This is a genomic window from Sinorhizobium sp. P24N7 (assembly GCF_042436655.1).
GTDB lineage: Bacteria > Pseudomonadota > Alphaproteobacteria > Rhizobiales > Rhizobiaceae > Sinorhizobium > Sinorhizobium meliloti_A.
The window spans coordinates 89450-106508 of the sequence record NZ_JBHMIW010000023.1; the positions used below are offsets into that span (position 1 = coordinate 89450).

A 17059-nucleotide genomic window follows, 5' to 3' on the forward strand; every position below is an offset into this window, starting at 1 on the left:
GTCATGCCTTGCCGGCGACGTGATCGGCGAAGGCCTGTACGAAGCCGCGCAGCCTCTCCAGGGTCTGATCGTCCTTCAGCTGTCCGTCGCCGTCGAACAATGTATCGGCTTTCGGCACCATCAGCCGCTTGCCCGACCACATTTCGGCGCCGAGCGTCCGCATCACCGACAGCCAGGCGTTTTGGCTGAGAATGGTCCCGAAGCTTCCCGAAGATGCGCCGGCGAGCGCGAACGGCCGGCCGCCGAAGACCTTCTTTATGTCGGCTGGCGGGCGACTCAGCCAGTCGATCGCATTCTTGAAAACACCCGGGACCGAATTGTTGTATTCCGGCGTGAAGAAAATGACGCCGTCCGCCGCGACGATCTTCTGCTTCAGCGCTTCCGCAGCGGCCGGAACGCCGCTTTCGGCCTCCACGTCTCCGTCATACAGCGGAATGCCATGCAAGGTCGCGGTCTCGAATTCCACCCCGTCCGGCGCCACCGCTTGTGCGGCCTTGAGCAATGCAGTGTTGAAGGAGGCCTTCCGCAGACTGCCCGATATGCCGAGAAGCTTGGTCATGAACGACAAATTCCTTTCGCTGGCGCGATGCCGCGCAAATCCCGCGTCAGTCAAAAAACTAGCGGGCTCGCGGCAAAAGGAAAGCCGGAATCGCTTCCGGCTCTTCATGTCCCGGCCCGGCGAGAACGGCAGCCGTTACTCCAGAGGCTTCAGTCTCGCCTCGATCTGCGCCCTCTTCGGCTCGAGGAACGGCGGCAGCGATAGGCTTTCGCCGAGGGTTTCCATCGGTTCGTCGACCGCAAAGCCGGGCCCGTCTGTGGCGATCTCGAAAAGGATGCCGTTCGGCTCGCGGAAGTAGAGCGAACGGAAGTAGAAGCGCTCGACCTCGCCGCTCGACGGCAGGCGGAACTCGGCGAGCCGCTCCGTCCATCGATGCAGCGTTTCGACATCCGGTGCCCGGAACGCGACGTGGTGGACGGCGCCCGCCCCCTGGCGAGCGGCCGGCAGATCGGGCTGGACCGCTACATGCAGTTCCGCCGCCGGCCCACCCTCGCCCATCGAGAAGACATGCACCTCTCCGACACCGTCGGGCGACGGATAGCTCCGCAGTTCGGCCATGTTCATGACACGCGTCAGCACGAGCGTGGTGTTGCTGAGGTCCGGCACGCTGATGGTGATCGGCCCAAGGCCCTTGATCTGGTGCTCGGCCGGAACCCGGCTCCTTTCCCAAGGGTGGGACCGCGCCAATCCACCGTCGTCGACGAGCCGGAAGCGCTGGCCCTCGCCGTCCTCGAAATCGAGGGAGATACGGCCGTCGATTTCGGCGACCTCGCCGGAAGCGACCTCGAACTCATCGAAACGGCGCTTCCACCACCGCACCGTTTCTGCGCTGCCGACCCGAAGCCCGGTCCGCGAAATGCTGTGCGTGCCGCGTCCTTCGGGTCCGACCGGCCAGTCGAAGAAGGTCAGATCCGTGCCGGGGGTCGCCTGCCCGTCGGCATAGAAGAGATGATAGGCCGTCGTGTCGTCCTGGTTGACGGTCTTCTTGACCAGGCGGAGACCCAGCGTCCCCGTGTAGAAGCGCAGGTTCTCCGGCGCATTGGCGGTTATCGCGGTCAGATGGTGAATACCAGTCAGTTGCAAGCTCATGATTGCCTCCTATCGCTATGCTGCAGCGCCTTTTGCGTCAGTTGCGCGGCGCTGCAGGGCGGGCATTTCGGTTGAGCACAATATCGATCCGACCGAGCGTTTCCAAAAGGGGGACGACGCGAACAGATTGTTCTCCGAGTAAGAACGATCTGGCAGATCAGCCGCGTTTCAAGTCCATGAGATAAGTATTCTCCGCCCGGGAAATGGCAAATGCCTGCGGGTCGATTTCGGCGAAGATCAGGGTTTCATCCGCGGAACCGGCCTTTGCCAGTGCCTGGCCATCCGGTGACGCTATCAGCGAGAGTCCCGCAAAGGAAAACATGTCATCCGAACCGCAGTGATTGACATAGGCGACGAAGAGCTGGTTCTCGAAGGCCCGCGTCCGGATCATATGGTCGGTGATGAAAGTGCCGGACCATCCGGCCGGGAGGGCCGTCGGCACCAGCACCGCATCGGCACCCGCAAGCGCCAGGCGACGGACGTTTTCGGGGAATTCGACGTCGTAGCAGATCAGCATGCCGCAAGTGACGCCGCGATGTTTGAACAGACGCGTCGAGGGCTCCGCCGGCGTGAAGAGTGAACGCTCGTATTCGCCATAGAGGTGCGACTTCCGATAGACGATCGGGGTGGCGTCCCCGTCGACATGGACGGCGCTGTTGTAGATGGCACCCGCGTCCTGCTCCGCGAATCCGGCAACGATGGCGATGCCGGTTTGCAGCGAGATGCGCCCCAATTCTCGAACGATCGGCCCATCCGCCGGCTCCGCGAGCCTGCGGATGGCTTCCCCCGCGCCGTAGCCGGTGATTGCGAGCTCGGGGGCGACGAGCAGGCTCGCCCCCTTCCCGCAAGCCGCGATCGCCGCCCGCTCGATGCGGGCGAGATTGGCGGCCACGTCGCCGCCAATGCTCTTCATCTGCAGGGCAGCGAACTTCATCATTTTCCGTCCGACGACATGGCGCCGAGCAGCTTCGGCAGGTCTCCGAAGCGGGCGACGAGGCTGAAGATGACCGCGGCCGTCGTGACGAAGAGGATCGTCACGGAAGCCATGGTGGGCGTATAGCCGTAGCGAAGCGCGTTGAAGATCTTGATCGGCAGCGTCTCCATCGTGAAGCCGACGGTCATGTAGGCGACGATATACTCATTGAGCGACAGCACGAAGGCGAAGGCATAGCCGGAAACGATATAGGGCAGGATCAACGGCAGAACGACGGTGCGGAAGACCGTGCGGTCGTCCGCGCCCATCGTCGAGGCCGCCTCGATCAGCGAGCGGTCGATCGAGGTGAAGCCGAGAGACAGCGTGACGAGCGGCAGCGTCACGAAGAAGATCGCGTGGCTGACGACGGCGGTCCAGGGCTGGCCGTAAAAGCCGGCCGTCGCCCAGAAAGTGAGCAGGCCGAGCGCGGTGATGACCGGCGGCAGCGTGAAGGGCGCGACCCCCAGCAGCTGGAAGACGTTCGCCCATGGCGCGACGCGCCGCCAGAGGAACCAGGCAAGCGGCAGCGCGATCGCGACCGCAAGGGCGGCGGAAAGGAGCGCCAGCGTCACCGAGGCAAAAAGCGCGCTGCGCCATTCGGGGTTCAGGAAGATTTCCCCGTACCAGGATGTGGAGAAACCCTGGGGGGGAAAGGCGAGCGTCTGCTTGGCGTTGACCGAGACGCCGGCGACGACGATCAGCGGCAAAGCGAGAAAGAGCCCGATCAGGGAGAAGTAGACCTTGCGGAAAATGGTGCTCATGCCGCCTCTCCCTTCCGTCCCGCGATGACCGTTAGAGCCACCAGCCCAAGCGTCACCAGGACGAGAAACACCGCCATCGCCGCGGCGAAGGGCATGTTGGACTGATAGATCGCCTGATCGGTGATGAGCACCGACAACGTCCAGTGCTGCGGCCGGCCGAGGAGTTGCGGCAGGAGATAGGAGCCGAGCGCGAAGATGAAGACCATGATCAGCGTCGCGGTGATCGTGTTTCTCAGCGCCGGAACGACGACGGTGAAGAAGGCCCTGAGCGGCGAGGCACCGAGTGTGCGGGCGGCTTCCGTCAGTGTCGGGTCGAGGCGCACGAGCGCGGGGAAAAGCACGAGCACGGTATAGGGAAAGGCCTGATAGACCATGCCGGTCAGCACAGCGGCAAAACTCGGCGTGAGCGCCTTCGCCTCACCCATGAGCCCGAGCGCCACGAGGATGTTGGTAATGCCGGCCGTGCGCGAGAAAAGGGTGGACCATGCAAAACCGATGATGACTTCGGAGAGAGAAAGCACGGAGAGCAGAGCGACGAGCCACACGACCTGCACCCGGCGCGCCATACGCGTGAGCAGATAGGTGAAGGGCAGCGCCAAGACCACGCAGCACGCGGCGACCGCGATCGCCAGCATCAGGGAAAAGCCGAGCACGCCGCCGAAGAAGGCCGAGAGGAAGCGGGCATAATTGTCGTAGACGAAGGCCGGCGTATAGAAGCCGCCCTGCTGGCGCTGAAAGAAACTGACTGCGATCATCGTGCCGAAGGGCACCACGAAGAAGATCGTCAGCATTCCCGCGGGGAAGAGGATCGGCAGGTAATCACCGAAGGTTCGGGGCGGTTCGCGTCTCATCTGGCGAGCACCACACAGACATCGGGCGTGAGAGCGACGCCGACCTCTTGGCCGACCGTCACCTGCGGCCGGGCGCGCGGAGTCGAGACCGCGACGATCTGCCGGCCGGCGACATCGACGAATGTCTCGATCGTGCCCCCGAGGTCGCGCACGAAGGTCACCGTGCCGGAAAGCGCTCCGGTACCCGGCGCGGTCAGGTGCACGTCCTCCGGGCGGATCGAAAGCATCGCCTTCGCCGCGCCCGGCGGCAACTGCAGGCCCGGCACCGGCTGACCGAGCACCGTCACGCGGCCCGAAGTGTCCGCCTCCGCTTCGATCAGATTGGTCTGCCCGATAAAATCGGCGACGAAGCTGTCGGCCGGCCGGCGGTAGATCTCGATCGGCGAGGCAGCCTGCCGGATCTCGCCGCCGTTCATGACCACGACCGTATCGGCCATGGTCATCGCCTCGCGCTGGTCGTGGGTGACGACGATGGTGGTGATGCCGAGCTTCTGCTGCAACTGCCTGAGCTCGACCTGCATCGCCTCGCGCAGCTTGGCGTCGAGCGCCGACAGGGGCTCGTCGAGCAGAAAGAGCTTCGGCGAAATCGCCAGCGCCCGGGCTATCGCCACGCGCTGGCGCTGGCCGCCGGAGAGCTTCGAGACCGGTCGGTCGGCATAGCCCGACAGGTGAATCATCGAAAGCAGCTCGTCGACCCGTTTCCTCTGGTCTTCCTTGGGCGCGCCGCGGATGCGCAGCGGATAGGCGATATTCTCGCCGACGGTCAGGTGGGGAAACAGCGCCAGCGACTGGAACACCATGCCGAGATTGCGTTTATGCGTCGGAACCCGGGTGATGTCCTCGCCGTCGAGCCCTATGGAGCCCGAGGTCGGCAGGTCCAGACCTGCGATCATGCGCAAGAGCGTGGTCTTGCCGCAGCCCGACGGCCCGAGCATGCAGACGAATGTGCCGTGCGGCACCATCAAGTCGACATCGTTGACGGCCCTGAACGACCCGAATTCCTTGACGACGTTTTGAAGGGCAAGTCCCGACATATGTTCCCCGTTTCGCGCCTCATGCGCGGATGTCACCGGCCACGTCAGACGCTGCCGCGGTGACACTTTCAAAATTCCAAATCAGCTTATCCCCAAACCGCTTCCGGTTTAAGGTCGCGCAATACGCTGCGCCGCCCCGGGATACCGAGGCGGCCGCTCATGGCCGGCCTCAGCCGACGATCAGTTCCGTCCACTTCTGGTTCAGCCAATCCGACTTCGTCTGATAGAGATCGTAGCGCGGAACGATCGGCTCGATGTCCGAGGAGACGGCAGCGAATTCCTTATCCGTCAGATCGGTCGACTCGCGTTTGACCGTCGGCGAGGTGCCGACCTTGCGCGAGAGCGTCGCCTGAACCGCAGGCTGGCACATGTAGTCGATGAAGATGTGGGCTTCCTCGACCTTCTGCGACGCGCGCGAAAGCGCCCAGCAGCCGGAATCCTGGATGCCGCCCTCCTTGGGGAAGGTGGAACGCACCGGATGACCATCCGCCGCGGCAAGCCCCGTCACGTCGTGATAATATTGCCCCATCGGGATTTCGCCCGACTTCAGCGCCTGTTCGAACTGCGCTTCGTCGCGGTACCAGAGACGGACGTTCGGCTTCACTTCGGCGAGCTTTTCGAACGCTTTGAGAATCCCCTCTTCCGTGTCGAGCGCATTGGTGCCGCCCATGAAGGTCTTGGCTGTCACTTCGAGCAGGAAGGAGTTGGAGACCAGCGCCAGAAGGCCGAGCTTGTCGGCATTCGCCGGATCCCAGAACGCCTGCCACGAGGTCGGCGCCTCCTTGTAGACGTCGGTGTTGGTCACCAGCGTGATGTACCAGGAGACGGCGCCGATGCCGGCGATGCGGCCGTCCGGATATTTGTTGACGAAGCGGTCGAGCAGGTTCGAGCCGTTCTTGATCTTGGCCATGTCGATCGGCGTCCAGAGGTCGGTCGCCTGCCCTTTGAGCATCGCCACCTGAGACATCATGGAAACGTCGGCGGGCGCCTGGCCGGCGCGGGCGGCCTGTTCGAGCTGGACGAGCCATGCCTCGCCGGTGGGCTCGGCGACGGATTCGATCGCGATGCCGGTCGCCTTGGTGAATTCGGGGAAGATGTTCTTGTCGAAGGAGTCCTTGAAGTAGCCGCCGTAGACGCCGACCTTCAGCGACTTGTCCTGCGCCCTCAGCACCGCCGGCATTGCCAGCATCGACGCGCCGGCAAGCCCCGCGCCGAGCAGCGTGCGGCGCTTGATGGAATTGATGATCATCGCATGTCTCCTTTGTTTTTGGCGGATTGCGCCGCGTTCCCTTGTTCTAGTTGATTCCCTGCGCCCTTTGTCCCCGCTTCGCTTCAGCAAGGAAAATGATCTGGCAATAGATTATCGTGATCCGCTCGTGCCCGCCATGCGCATCGATTTCGGATCGTTCATCCGCGCATCAGCCCTTGCCGGCAACGGCCGGACTGAAGACCATCAGGCTCAGGATCTCGAAGAGTACCTGGGCGCCGGCATGGGCCGTATTGGTGGTCGTGTCGTATTGCGGCGCCACCTCGACGACGTCGCCGCCGACGAGATTGACGCCCTTCAGCCCGCGGATCAACTCCAGCACCTCACGCGTCGTCAGGCCTCCGACTTCCGGCGTACCGGTGCCCGGCGCGAAGCTCGGGTCGAGGCTGTCGACGTCGAAGGAGAGATAGGTCGGACCGTCGCCGACGATCTTCTTCGCCTTTTCGATGATCGCCGGAATACCCAGTCCGGTGACCTCCTCCGCATGAACGACCGTCATGCCGGACTCGTAGGAGAACTCCCACAGATACTCTGCCGAGCCGCGGATGCCGATCTGGATGACGCGGGTCGGGTCGAGCACGCCGTCGAGGACGGCGTTGCGGAACGGGCCGCCATGGTGGAACTTGGTCAGGTCAAAGGCGCCGCCAGTGTCGCAATGCGCGTCGATATGGATCATGCCGACAGGCTGCTTCTTGCCCACGGCCTTGAGGATCGGATGCGTGATCGAATGGTCGCCGCCGACGGAGAGCGGCACGACGCCCGCATCGACGATCTGGTTGATCCGCTTCTCGATGTCCTCGTGGCTGATTTCGAGCCGATAGCGGCTGCGGAAGGGAACATCGCCGATATCGGCGACCCTGAGATCGTGCACCGGTGCGCAGCCGAGCACGTGATTATAGGGCCCGATCCGCTCGATCGCGCGCAGCGCCCGTGGCCCGAAGCGCGATCCCGGGCGATTGGTGACGCCGAGATCCATGGGAACGCCGATCATCGCCACCTGAAGATTGCCGAAATCGGGCTCATCGGCATCGACCGGCATGTGAGGTGCGGTCAGGAATGTCGGAATGCCGGAATAGGGCGCCAGCCGCGTGCCGCTCTTCGTGAAAATCTTGTCCGCGACCTTGCGGAAGGTCGGATCGAAGAGCTCGCCGCCATGGCTCTCGCCATATTTCGCCTTCAATGCGTTGAGCTTCTGTTCATCCCAAGCCATGCGCCGGACCTCCGTATCGTTCGGCCGGGGCTGGCACATGATGCACCGCAAGTCACGACTTGCGGTGTGCCGATCTGAAGCGGCGCAATCAGGTTCCCCGGCTTTTGCCTTTGTTGCGCATATTAGGAGACAATTCTTCTGGAAAAGCAATTGACATTGTTATAGCGTTTGATGTGAGAAAAATTCACATAGATGCCGCCTCTCCGGAGCTTCTTCTTGTCGAGCCGCCTGCCTCCGCTGAATCCGCTGCGCGCCTTCGAGGCCACCGCCCGGCGCGGCTCCGTTTCCGCTGCGGCGCGTGAGCTCAACGTCACCCACGGCGCAGTAAGCCATCAGATCCGCGCGCTCGAACTCTCCTTCAACGCGCCCCTTTTCGAGCGGGGCGGCAAGCGGCTGAAGCTGACGCCGCAGGGCGCGCTGCTCCTGCCTGCGGTGACGCATGCCTTCGCCGAGATCGCCGCGGCAACGGCGGCGATGACGCGCCCCGCGACGAGCGGGGAACTCACCGTCACCTGCGTCCCGGCATTGCTCTCCTTCTGGATGATTCCGCGCCTGCACCTCTTTACCGAGCAGTTCCCCGATGTCCAGTTGCGGCTGATCGCCTCCAATGACGAGGCGAACCTCGACTCCCCGGACGTCGACGTCTGCCTGCTCTATGGCGACGGCAACTGGCAGGACTGCTGGTCGAGGCTCTGGAGCCGGCTCGAGCTTTTCCCGGTGGTCAGCCCGACGCTCCTCAACATGCGGCCGCTGCGCTCCATCCGGGACATCCGCGACCACGTGATGCTGCATGGCGACGACGGCCGCGAGTGGAACACCTGGCTCGCCGCAGCCGACGCGATCGATTTCCAGCGCGGCCGCCAGCATTTCATGAGCGATGCGCGGCTTTCGACCGAGGCGGCCCTGCACAATCAGGGCGTTGCGCTCGGCGATACGATCACCGCCGGCAGCCTGATCGCCCGCGGCGAGCTGATCGCCCCTTTCGACCTGACGGTTCCGGCCAACGACGCCTTTTTCGTCGCCTGCCGTAATGAAGTTCGCGCCGCGCCGATCGTCCGCGTTTTCATCGACTGGCTGTTTGCCGCTCTCGAAAGCGATCCGATGCCGGAACTGCAGATGTCCGCCCGCACGATCATCCGCAGCCGCATGCCGAAGCCGGAAGATGCGGGCCGCAAGACAACACCGAAGAGCCTTCAGCCCCGTTCCCCGCCGCGCAACCGGCGTCCGGAACGTCCGCAGAGGCGCAAAATCAAATCATGATGCGGGGCTGAGAATCCCGTCCGCTTCAACAACAGGAAATCCGCCATGCCGCATTTCAATCCCCTCGTCGAAAAGCTCTCGCCGCCGCCGATACCCTCGGTGCTCGCGTGGGCGAAGGCTTATGACGGGGCAAAAGGTCCCCTGATCGACCTCTCCCAAGCCGTGCCCGGCTATCCCGCTCATCCCGACATGCTGAAATGGCTGGGCGAGGCCGCGGCGTCGGCGGCCTACACGGGCTACGGAGCGATCGAGGGTGAAGCGGAACTGCGCCAGGCCTATGCCGAGCACGTGGCATCGCTCTATGGCGCGGCGGTCGCCGCCGGCAACGTCCACATCACCTCCGGCTGCAACCAGGCCTTCATCTGTGCCGCGATGGCCGTTGCCGGGACCGGCGATACGGTGCTGATGACCAATCCCTATTACTTCAACCAGGAGACGACGCTGGCGATGCTGGGGATCGATGTCGAGCTTGCGCCGCTCGATGCGGGCGCCGGGTTCCTGCCCGAGGTCGAGACCATCGCCTCTGCCTTGCGGCCGGGCATCCGGGCACTCGCGCTCGTTTCGCCCAACAATCCCACGGGAGCGGTCTACCCGCCCGAACTGCTGCAGCGGATCTACGAGCTCTGCCGCGCGAACGGAACCTGGCTCATTCTGGACGAAACCTATCGCGACTTCCTGCCGGATGCGGCCGCCGCGCCGCACGGCCTGCTTCGAACCCCGGGCTGGGAGGACAGTTTCATCGGTCTTTACAGTTTCTCGAAGTCCTTCTGCATTCCGGGCCATCGTCTCGGCGCGATCACCGCCGGGCCGCAGGTGGTCGAGCAGGTCGCCAAGATCATGGACAATCTCCAGATCTGCGCCCCGCGCTCCCCCCAGGCGGCCGTCGCGAGAGCGATACCGGCGCTTGCCGACTGGCGGCTTGCCAACCGCGCCGAAATCGCCGCCCGCGCCGAGGCGCTGAGGACGATCATGACCCGGCTGCCGCAATGGAACCTTCAGGCAGTGGGCGCCTATTTTGCCTATATCCGCCACCCCTTCCCCGATATCGAGTCGCAATTCGTCGCCGAGAAGCTGGCGAAGCTCGCCGGCGTCCTCTGCTTGCCCGGCGATTATTTCGGCGAGGGTCAGGAGAACTACCTGCGCTTCGCCTTCGCCAATGCGGACGTGGCGACGATCCTCAAGCTCGAAGAGCGCCTCGCGCGATTCGAGCTGCCGGGTATCTGAGTGGCTCAGCCGCGGCGGGCGATCAGGATGCCGATCAGCACGATCGCGCCGCCGATCGCCTGCATGGCGCCCACCGGCTCGCTCAGCAGAACCCAGGCGAGCAGCGCAGCCACGACCGGCTGCAGGAGCAGCGTCAGCGAAGAAAAGGCCGGCGGCAAAAAAGCGAGCGCATAGGTGATCGCCACCTGTCCGCCGGCGTGGCTCACGAAGGCAAGTCCGAAGAGCATGGCCCAGCCGAAGGCGCTCGTCGGGAAAAGCGACGGCTCGGCCAACAGGGCCATCGGCAGCATGCAAACGGCTGCCGATGCGGTGCTCCAGATCATGATCCGGTTGGTGCTGAAGCGGCTTCGCAGACGCCCGATCGCGAGAATGTAGCCGGCATAGAAAGCGGCCGCGACGATGGCGATCCCATCTCCGGCGAGATCGCCGCCGCCGAGTGCCGCCGGACCGCCTTTCAGGACCACCACGCCGACGATCGCCGTGGCGAGGCCGCCCAGGAAGATGCCGCTGACCGCCGAGCGGAACAGAGCCCATCCGGCAAGCGTCACGAAGACCGGCGCCAGATTGGCAAGCAGCGTCGCATTGGCGACCGAGGTCATGGTGAGCGCAAGGTGCCAGGCTGCGAGATCGATGGCCAGAAATACGCCCGGCAGGACAAGTTGAGCGTAATCGGACAGGCGCTGCGGGGGCTTGTCCGCGGCTGTGCCGCCGCGCAGCCGTGACCAGGCCAGCAGCGGAATCAGCGCCAGCGCGACACGCCAGAAGGCAGTGGCCATCGGCCCCACTTCCGAGAGCCGCACGAAGATCGGCGATCCGCCGATGGCGGCACCGCCGATGATGAGCGCGGCCATGGCAAGTCTGTTACGGGGAGCGGCGGAACTGGCGGCTTGGGTCACGGCGATGTCCGATGGCTGGGAAGCGCGCGCAGAACCGGCGCGCGGCAAGCCAGCTATCAGAATCCCGCCGCAAACGACAGCCGAATTCGCCCGATAGGCGAAAAACGACCACACGCGAAAACGTGCGGCCGTGGGAGAAACGACCGGTCAGGCTGCGTCCGGCAGGTGAACCGTTTTCACCTCCAGGAAGTCCTCGAGCCCGAACATCCCGCCTTCCCGGCCGTTGCCGGACTGCTTGTAGCCGCCGAAGGGGCTTCCGTAGCGGTGCGGACCGCCGTTGATGTGCACCATGCCGGCGCGGAGACGCGATGCCACCCGCTCCGCCCTTTCGCGGTCGCGCGTCTGGACATAGGCCGCGAGGCCGTAATTCGTGTCGTTGGCGATCGCGATCGCCTCCTCTTCCGTATCGAAGGGAATGATCGAAAGCACCGGTCCGAACACTTCCTCGCGCGCGATTCGCATGGAATTGTCGACATCGGCGAAGATCGTCGGCTGGACGAAATATCCGGTCTCGAAGCCTTCCGGCTTGCCGGGGCCGCCGGCCAGGAGCGTCGCGCCCTCGGCAACGCCCGCTTCGATCAGCGCCTGCACCCGCTCGAACTGAATATGGCTGACGAGCGGGCCGATATGGGAGCCATCCTTCGTCGGATCGCCGACCCTCGCCTCCATGCCGACGCGCCTGGCGATTTCCACGACCTCGTCATAGGCGCTGCGCTCGACGAGCATACGTGTCGGGGCATCACAGGACTGGCCGGAATTGTTGAAGCATTCGAGAATGCTGGCGGTCACCCGCTCCTCGATATCGGCATCGGCAAAGACGATGTTCGGCGACTTTCCGCCGAGTTCGAGCGTGACGCGCTTGACCGTATCGGCGGCGTCCTTGCTGACGGCGATACCCGCCCGCGTCGAACCGGTGAAGGACATCATGTCGATGTCCTTGTGCTTCGACAGCGCCGCCCCGGCATGAATGCCGTCACCATTGACGAGGTTGAAGACGCCGGCCGGAAAGCCCGCCTCTTCGATCATCTCGGCGTAGAGCATGGCGTTCAGCGGCGTGAATTCGCTGGGTTTCAGGACGCAGGTGCAGCCGGTCGCAAGCGCCGGGACGACCTTGAGCGCGATCTGGTTGACCGGCCAGTTCCACGGCGTGATAAGACCGCAGACGCCGATCGGCTCACGCAGGAGCGTGTCGCCGTTCGGCAGCTTTTCCTTGAGTTTCAGGCGCTTCAGGGCATCGATGAAGCCCTGAAGATGGCCGACGCCCACATCCGCCTGCTGCTCGCGGCTCATCGTTCTCGGCGCACCGAGTTCGGCCGTGATGGTGTCGGCCATTTCATCGTAACGCCGCTTGTAGATCGCGAGCAGCTTTTCGAGCAGCGCCAGCCGTTCCTCGACGCTCGTCCGGCTATAGCTTGCGAATGCCTTCTTGGCGGCTGCAACCGCCCGGTCGACGTCGGCAGCGGTGCCGAGCGAGATAACCGCTATCGGCTTCTCGGTCGCCGGATTGAGCACCAGAAGATCGTTCTGCGTGGCCGGCTCAACCCATTTGCCGTCGATGTAGAATTTCCGTTTGTCGAGCATTCGCTCCTCCATCCCGTCTGATTTCCGCCGGCAAGGCTACGACGGCGGCTGCACGCGGACAAGGGCGGAAAAGCGGAAGGGAGCGTGTCGGGAAACGGCACCGGCCGATGAACGGCTGCAGATGCATGAGCACCTGCAGCCGTTGCGAAATCAGAACGCGCCGATGAGGAGCGCGCAGATGAAAGTGAAGGCTGCAGCCACCGCGATGGCCTGGGTAAAGTGTCTGGCAATCGGACGACGGGCTGGTCGAGCCCGGTAGACGGTATAGCGGGATTGGGTCATCGCCTTGGTCGCGTTCATTATGTCTCTCCGCTGTTGGGGCGTGGCCTGTAGCCGTTGTTCTCCTATATTCTTGATCGAATTCCTAGATAATTTTTTCCCACGGATCAAACGAGAAATGAAAAATTCGTTTAACCGGCCTGCCGGGCAGTGCGGAATACACGGTTTTTTCGAGGTCTCCGATGCCCAGAAGCGATCGCCCCGGCTACCAGCCGACGGCGTCCTTGAGCATGTACCACCACGATCCGACAGTCGAATACTGCGCGCGGAACATCCGTCCGCCGGGGAATGGATACCAGGGCAGCTTCGCGAAGACATCGAAGCGCGCCGCGTCCCCGTCGATCGCTTCGGCAAGAGTGCGGCCGAAAAGGTGGGAGCCCGTCACGCCATGACCGCTATAGCCATGGGCGAAATAGGTATTGCTGCCGATCCGCCCCATTTGCGGCACGCGCGTGAAGGAGAGTGCGAAGTTGCCGCTCCAGGCATAGTCGATCTTCACGCCCTTGAGCCGCGGAAAGACCTTTTCGAGATTTGGCCTGAGCTTTGCCACGACATCCGCCGGGTCGGTACCGCCATAGGCGGTGCCGCCGCCGAAAATCATCCGCTTGTCGGCGGACAGCCGGAAATAGTCGAGAATGTAGCGAACGTCCTCCACGCACATGTCGCTCGGGATCAGCGAATGGGCAAGCTCCTCGCCGAGCGGCGCGGTGGTGATCATCTGGGTCGAAACGGGCATGACGCGGGTGGCGAGCTTCGGCACGGCATCGCCAAGATAGGCGTTGCCGCAAAGCACGACGATCCGGGCGGAAACCTCGCCCCTCTCGGTATGGACGGTCGGCCGGGCCGATTCGTGGTCGACACGGGTCACCGGTGACATCTCGTAGATCACGCCGCCGAGGCTCTCCAGGGCGCGTGCCTCGCCGAGCACCAGATTGAGCGGATGCATATGGCCGCCGGTGGTGTCGAGCATGCCGCCGCAATAGGCCTCGGAATCGACGAGCTTGCGCAGCGCCTCGCGGTCGAGAAGCTGATGATCGTCCATTCCGTGTTTGCGCCAGAGCGCCTGCTTGGCCTCGAGCTCCTTCATGTGGGCTCCGGTATAGGCGGCATAGATATTGCCGGGCTTCAGATCGCACTCGATCCGATACTCGCTGACGAGCCGGCGAATGATCCGTCCGCCTTCCTGCACAAGGCCGCCGATGAAGCGGGCGGCATCCTCGCCGTAACGGCGCTCGATCGTCGCCAGGCCGGCATTGAGGCCGTTGACGATCTGGCCGCCGTTGCGTCCGGAGGCGCCCCAGCCCACCTGCGCGCCCTCGACCACGGTGACCTTGTAGCCCTTTTCGGCAAGATGAATGGCCGTGGACAGGCCCGAATACCCCGCGCCGACGATGCAGATGTCGGTTTCGATCCGGCCTTCCAGCATGACCGGATTGCGGATGATGTTGCGCGAGGCGGCGTAATAGCTCGTCGGGTAGCTGCCGTCCCCGGCGTAGGATTTCTGCTTCCGTGCCATCAGACGATTTCCAGATAGGCGCTGAATTCGTAATCCGTGACCTGCTCGGCGAAGCCGGCGATCTCCTGGCGCTTGCAGGCGATCAGCATGGAGCGAAGCACGGGATCGAAGATCTCGGCGGCGATCGGTCCGGCCTCGAAGGCGTCGACCGCCTGCCCCCAATCGGCAGGAATTTTGGGCAATTTCTCCGTCGCATAGGCTCGTCCCTCGACGGGCGCCGGCGGCTTCCATTTGTTGCGGATGCCTACGAGCGCCGCGCCGAGGATCGCGGCGATGACGAGATAGGGATTGGCGTCGGCGCCCGCGACGCGGTGCTCGATCCGCCGCGCCGCCGGATTGCCGCCCGGAATGCGGATTGCCGAGGTGCGGTTCTCGTAACCCCAGGAAATCGAGGTCGGCGCATGCGTGTCGGGCCGCAGCCGCCGGTAGGAATTGAAGTGCGGGGCGAACATGAGCGTCGTCTCGGCCATGCCGCGCAGGAGGCCGGCCACCGCATGCTTGAGCACGGCCGATCCCTCGTCGCTGCCGTCGTCGAAGACGTTGTTGCCTTCCTCGTCGAGCAGGCTGAAATGGATGTGCATGCCGTTGCCGGAACGGGTGCCGTAGGGTTTGGCCATGAAGGTCGCCGCGAGCCCGTGCTTGCGGGCGACCCCCTTGACGATGCGCTTGAAGAAGATCGCGTCATCCGCCGCCTTCAGCGGATCGCCGCTGTGCAGCAGATTGATCTCGAACTGGCCGATGCCGTTTTCGGCTATCGCCGCATCGGCCGGCACGTTCTGCCGCGCGCACTCCCTGTAGACGTCGGAGAAGAACTCGCCGAAATCGTCGAGCTCGTCGATCGAAAGGATCGCGTCGGAATCGAGCCGCTTGCCGGTATAGGGCGAGATCGGCGGGACGGCGCTGTCCGGCTCGGGATCGATGAGATAGAATTCCAGCTCCGTCGCCACCACCGGGCGCAGCCCCAGTTCGCGATATTCGCGCATGATCGCCGCGAGCGCCTGGCGCGGATCGGCAAGAAAGGGCCTGCCGTTCTCGACGAACAGCCAGAGCGGAACCAGCGCGCTCGGCCGCGACGTCCAGTTGACCGGCAGGGCCCCTCGCCCCGTGACGCCGCAGATGCCGTCGCGGTCGCCGGTCGCAAAGACCTGCGCGCTGCCGATGATGTCCTCACCCCAGACGTCGACGCCTACGATCGAGAGCGGCATGCGGATGCCGCCGCCGAGCACCTTCCTGGCCTGCTCCACCGGCACCCGCTTGCCGCGCATGATGCCGTTCAGGTCGCAAATCACCGCCTGGATACTTTCTATCGGGCCGTTCTGCTCAAGCCAGGACTGGAACACTTCCGGGTCGTCCGCATCGATTGACATATCGTATTTCTTTTTGTGATCACATTATCGGGAAATTGACATAGTTGCAGTTTTGAAGTCAAGCTGCCCCGGGTCGGTAGGATCGACTCGTTCCAACGCCCGCGTGCGGGAGGAATCGCCGTCTTGAAGACCCTTGCTCTGCCCGCCCTTGATCGGCCGGAAGGCATGACGACCCACGACTATGCCTTTGCGCGTCTCAGGCAGGCGATCATGGTGGGCGCCTTCCGGCCCGGAACCTCCGTCACCATACGCGGGCTCGCAAATGCGCTGGAGAGCAGCCCCACGCCGGTGCGCGAAGCACTGCGTCAGCTGACCTCGATCGGTGCCCTGCAATTTCTGGAGAACCGGCGGATCGTCGTGCCGCGAATCACGCCGGCGCGTTTCGAGGAGCTGATCTCGCTTCGTATCGCGCTTGAAAGCCACGCCGCGCGCAGGGCCGTCGCCCATCTCTCCGACCGGCAGATAGACCGCATCATCGCATTGGATGACGCGATCGAGGCCGCGATCCTGGCCGGACAGAAAGCGCAGGCGCTGATCGCCAATCAGGAATTTCACCGGCGGATCTATACGGCCAATCCCGATCAGGTCGTCATGCCGTTCGTAGAGAGCCTCTGGCTCCAGCTCGGGCCGATCCTCGGCATTGCCATGGAGCACGTCACGGAATTCTATGTCATCGACCGTCACCGTGAGGCCATCGAGGCCCTGAGACGGCGTGACGAGGACGCCGTGGCGCAAGCCATCGCCGCCGACATCCGCGAGGGCATCGGCGGCTTCGATCAGCAGGCGATCGGCAAGCTGCTCGCGCTTGCGCGGTGAATGAGGCCTTGCGTCTGCTCCAGTAGGGTAACCACCCTGATCTGCCCCTCACCCTAGCCCTCTCCGCGCGCGGGGAGAGGGGACACCCCTGTGTTCCGCTTCAGCCTCGATGGGTCAATACGGACTCGTCTCCTCTCCCCGCAAGCGGGGAGAGGGCTAGGGTGAGGGGCAGACCTGGTTCAGACCGGGTAGATTGTCGACAGATTAGACCGGGATGATTGTCGACAGGTTAGATTGGCATCTGAGGGAGACCTTTTGATGCCGTTTAACGAGACTTGTCGGATGGAAGAGCGGGTTCGGATGCTTTCGGATTATGACAGCGGGAACTGGAGCGTTTCGGAGCTTTGCCGTCGATACGGTGTTTGCCGCGATACGT

The 17059-nt window shown here is 63.9% G+C and carries 16 protein-coding genes; 3 read left to right on the forward strand and 13 right to left on the reverse strand.

Annotated elements, in window-relative coordinates:
* Position 1: 1 nt before the first annotated feature.
* From ACFHWW_RS30490 to speB, 8 genes are all read right to left on the reverse strand, one after another.
* Complete coding sequence (locus tag ACFHWW_RS30490) at positions 2–559, reverse strand: NADPH-dependent FMN reductase (protein ID WP_100671918.1); 558 nt, start codon at positions 557–559, stop codon at positions 2–4.
* Between the two features lie 135 nt (positions 560–694).
* The gene (locus tag ACFHWW_RS30495) at positions 695–1648 is read right to left on the reverse strand and encodes a ring-cleaving dioxygenase (protein WP_379942974.1); all 954 of its coding nucleotides are present in this window, start codon (positions 1646–1648) and stop codon (positions 695–697) included.
* Positions 1649–1805: 157 nt separating this feature from the next.
* Positions 1806–2585: a carbon-nitrogen hydrolase family protein gene (locus ACFHWW_RS30500; RefSeq protein ID WP_379942976.1), complete on the reverse strand. Its 780-nt coding sequence runs from the start codon at positions 2583–2585 to the stop codon at positions 1806–1808.
* Complete coding sequence (locus tag ACFHWW_RS30505; protein WP_379942978.1) at positions 2582–3382, reverse strand: ABC transporter permease; 801 nt, start codon at positions 3380–3382, stop codon at positions 2582–2584. The genes ACFHWW_RS30500 and ACFHWW_RS30505 overlap by 4 nt, the downstream gene beginning before the upstream one ends.
* The gene (locus ACFHWW_RS30510) at positions 3379–4233 is read right to left on the reverse strand and encodes an ABC transporter permease (protein ID WP_018095777.1); all 855 of its coding nucleotides are present in this window, start codon (positions 4231–4233) and stop codon (positions 3379–3381) included. Before ACFHWW_RS30510 ends, ACFHWW_RS30505 begins: the two co-directional genes overlap by 4 nt.
* Complete coding sequence (locus tag ACFHWW_RS30515; protein WP_100671922.1) at positions 4230–5267, reverse strand: ABC transporter ATP-binding protein; 1038 nt, start codon at positions 5265–5267, stop codon at positions 4230–4232. Before ACFHWW_RS30515 ends, ACFHWW_RS30510 begins: the two co-directional genes overlap by 4 nt.
* Positions 5268–5436: 169 nt before the next feature.
* Positions 5437–6516 (reverse strand): PotD/PotF family extracellular solute-binding protein, encoded by a 1080-nt coding sequence (locus tag ACFHWW_RS30520; RefSeq protein ID WP_018095779.1) that lies wholly within the window; start codon positions 6514–6516, stop codon positions 5437–5439.
* Positions 6517–6685: 169 nt separating this feature from the next.
* Complete coding sequence (gene speB / locus ACFHWW_RS30525; RefSeq protein ID WP_379942981.1) at positions 6686–7744, reverse strand: agmatinase; 1059 nt, start codon at positions 7742–7744, stop codon at positions 6686–6688.
* 192 nt (positions 7745–7936) lie between these two features.
* On the opposite strand from speB, the gene ACFHWW_RS30530 reads away from it, so the two are divergent.
* Together ACFHWW_RS30530 and ACFHWW_RS30535 are read left to right on the forward strand one after the other, a co-directional pair.
* The gene (locus ACFHWW_RS30530) at positions 7937–9004 is read left to right on the forward strand and encodes a LysR substrate-binding domain-containing protein (protein ID WP_018095781.1); all 1068 of its coding nucleotides are present in this window, start codon (positions 7937–7939) and stop codon (positions 9002–9004) included.
* A gap of 45 nt (positions 9005–9049) precedes the next feature.
* Positions 9050–10228, forward strand: coding sequence for an aminotransferase (locus ACFHWW_RS30535; protein WP_379942983.1), 1179 nt, complete (start codon positions 9050–9052; stop codon positions 10226–10228).
* A 5-nt stretch (positions 10229–10233) separates the two neighbouring features.
* On the opposite strand, the gene ACFHWW_RS30540 is transcribed toward ACFHWW_RS30535, so the two are convergent.
* From ACFHWW_RS30540 to ACFHWW_RS30560, 5 genes are all read right to left on the reverse strand, one after another.
* Positions 10234–11124: a DMT family transporter gene (locus tag ACFHWW_RS30540; RefSeq protein ID WP_379942985.1), complete on the reverse strand. Its 891-nt coding sequence runs from the start codon at positions 11122–11124 to the stop codon at positions 10234–10236.
* A 147-nt stretch (positions 11125–11271) separates the two neighbouring features.
* Complete coding sequence (locus ACFHWW_RS30545) at positions 11272–12705, reverse strand: aldehyde dehydrogenase family protein (RefSeq protein ID WP_324762192.1); 1434 nt, start codon at positions 12703–12705, stop codon at positions 11272–11274.
* A 150-nt stretch (positions 12706–12855) separates the two neighbouring features.
* The gene (locus ACFHWW_RS30550; RefSeq protein WP_379942987.1) at positions 12856–13005 is read right to left on the reverse strand and encodes a hypothetical protein; all 150 of its coding nucleotides are present in this window, start codon (positions 13003–13005) and stop codon (positions 12856–12858) included.
* Positions 13006–13189: 184 nt separating this feature from the next.
* A complete protein-coding gene (locus ACFHWW_RS30555) occupies positions 13190–14503 on the reverse strand; it encodes an NAD(P)/FAD-dependent oxidoreductase (RefSeq protein WP_379942993.1) in 1314 nt (437 codons plus the stop codon).
* The gene (locus ACFHWW_RS30560) at positions 14500–15867 is read right to left on the reverse strand and encodes a glutamine synthetase family protein (RefSeq protein WP_379942989.1); all 1368 of its coding nucleotides are present in this window, start codon (positions 15865–15867) and stop codon (positions 14500–14502) included. The genes ACFHWW_RS30555 and ACFHWW_RS30560 overlap by 4 nt, the downstream gene beginning before the upstream one ends.
* Before the next feature lie 123 nt (positions 15868–15990).
* Between ACFHWW_RS30560 and ACFHWW_RS30565 the strand changes: the two genes are divergently transcribed.
* Positions 15991–16683 (forward strand): GntR family transcriptional regulator, encoded by a 693-nt coding sequence (locus ACFHWW_RS30565; RefSeq protein ID WP_275597473.1) that lies wholly within the window; start codon positions 15991–15993, stop codon positions 16681–16683.
* Positions 16684–17059: the final 376 nt, after the last annotated feature.

Coding starts and splice junctions, on each gene's coding strand:
- ACFHWW_RS30530 (WP_018095781.1), top strand. CDS start 7,937: ATGCCGCCTCTCCGGAGCTTCTTCTTGTCGAGCCGCCTGCCTCCGCTG.
- ACFHWW_RS30550 (WP_379942987.1), bottom strand. CDS start 13,005: ATGAACGCGACCAAGGCGATGACCCAATCCCGCTATACCGTCTACCGG.
- ACFHWW_RS30545 (WP_324762192.1), bottom strand. CDS start 12,705: ATGCTCGACAAACGGAAATTCTACATCGACGGCAAATGGGTTGAGCCG.
- ACFHWW_RS30535 (WP_379942983.1), top strand. CDS start 9,050: ATGCCGCATTTCAATCCCCTCGTCGAAAAGCTCTCGCCGCCGCCGATA.
- ACFHWW_RS30490 (WP_100671918.1), bottom strand. CDS start 559: ATGACCAAGCTTCTCGGCATATCGGGCAGTCTGCGGAAGGCCTCCTTC.
- ACFHWW_RS30510 (WP_018095777.1), bottom strand. CDS start 4,233: ATGAGACGCGAACCGCCCCGAACCTTCGGTGATTACCTGCCGATCCTC.
- ACFHWW_RS30505 (WP_379942978.1), bottom strand. CDS start 3,382: ATGAGCACCATTTTCCGCAAGGTCTACTTCTCCCTGATCGGGCTCTTT.
- speB (WP_379942981.1), bottom strand. CDS start 7,744: ATGGCTTGGGATGAACAGAAGCTCAACGCATTGAAGGCGAAATATGGC.
- ACFHWW_RS30560 (WP_379942989.1), bottom strand. CDS start 15,867: ATGTCAATCGATGCGGACGACCCGGAAGTGTTCCAGTCCTGGCTTGAG.
- ACFHWW_RS30515 (WP_100671922.1), bottom strand. CDS start 5,267: ATGTCGGGACTTGCCCTTCAAAACGTCGTCAAGGAATTCGGGTCGTTC.
- ACFHWW_RS30500 (WP_379942976.1), bottom strand. CDS start 2,585: ATGATGAAGTTCGCTGCCCTGCAGATGAAGAGCATTGGCGGCGACGTG.
- ACFHWW_RS30520 (WP_018095779.1), bottom strand. CDS start 6,516: ATGATCATCAATTCCATCAAGCGCCGCACGCTGCTCGGCGCGGGGCTT.
- ACFHWW_RS30495 (WP_379942974.1), bottom strand. CDS start 1,648: ATGAGCTTGCAACTGACTGGTATTCACCATCTGACCGCGATAACCGCC.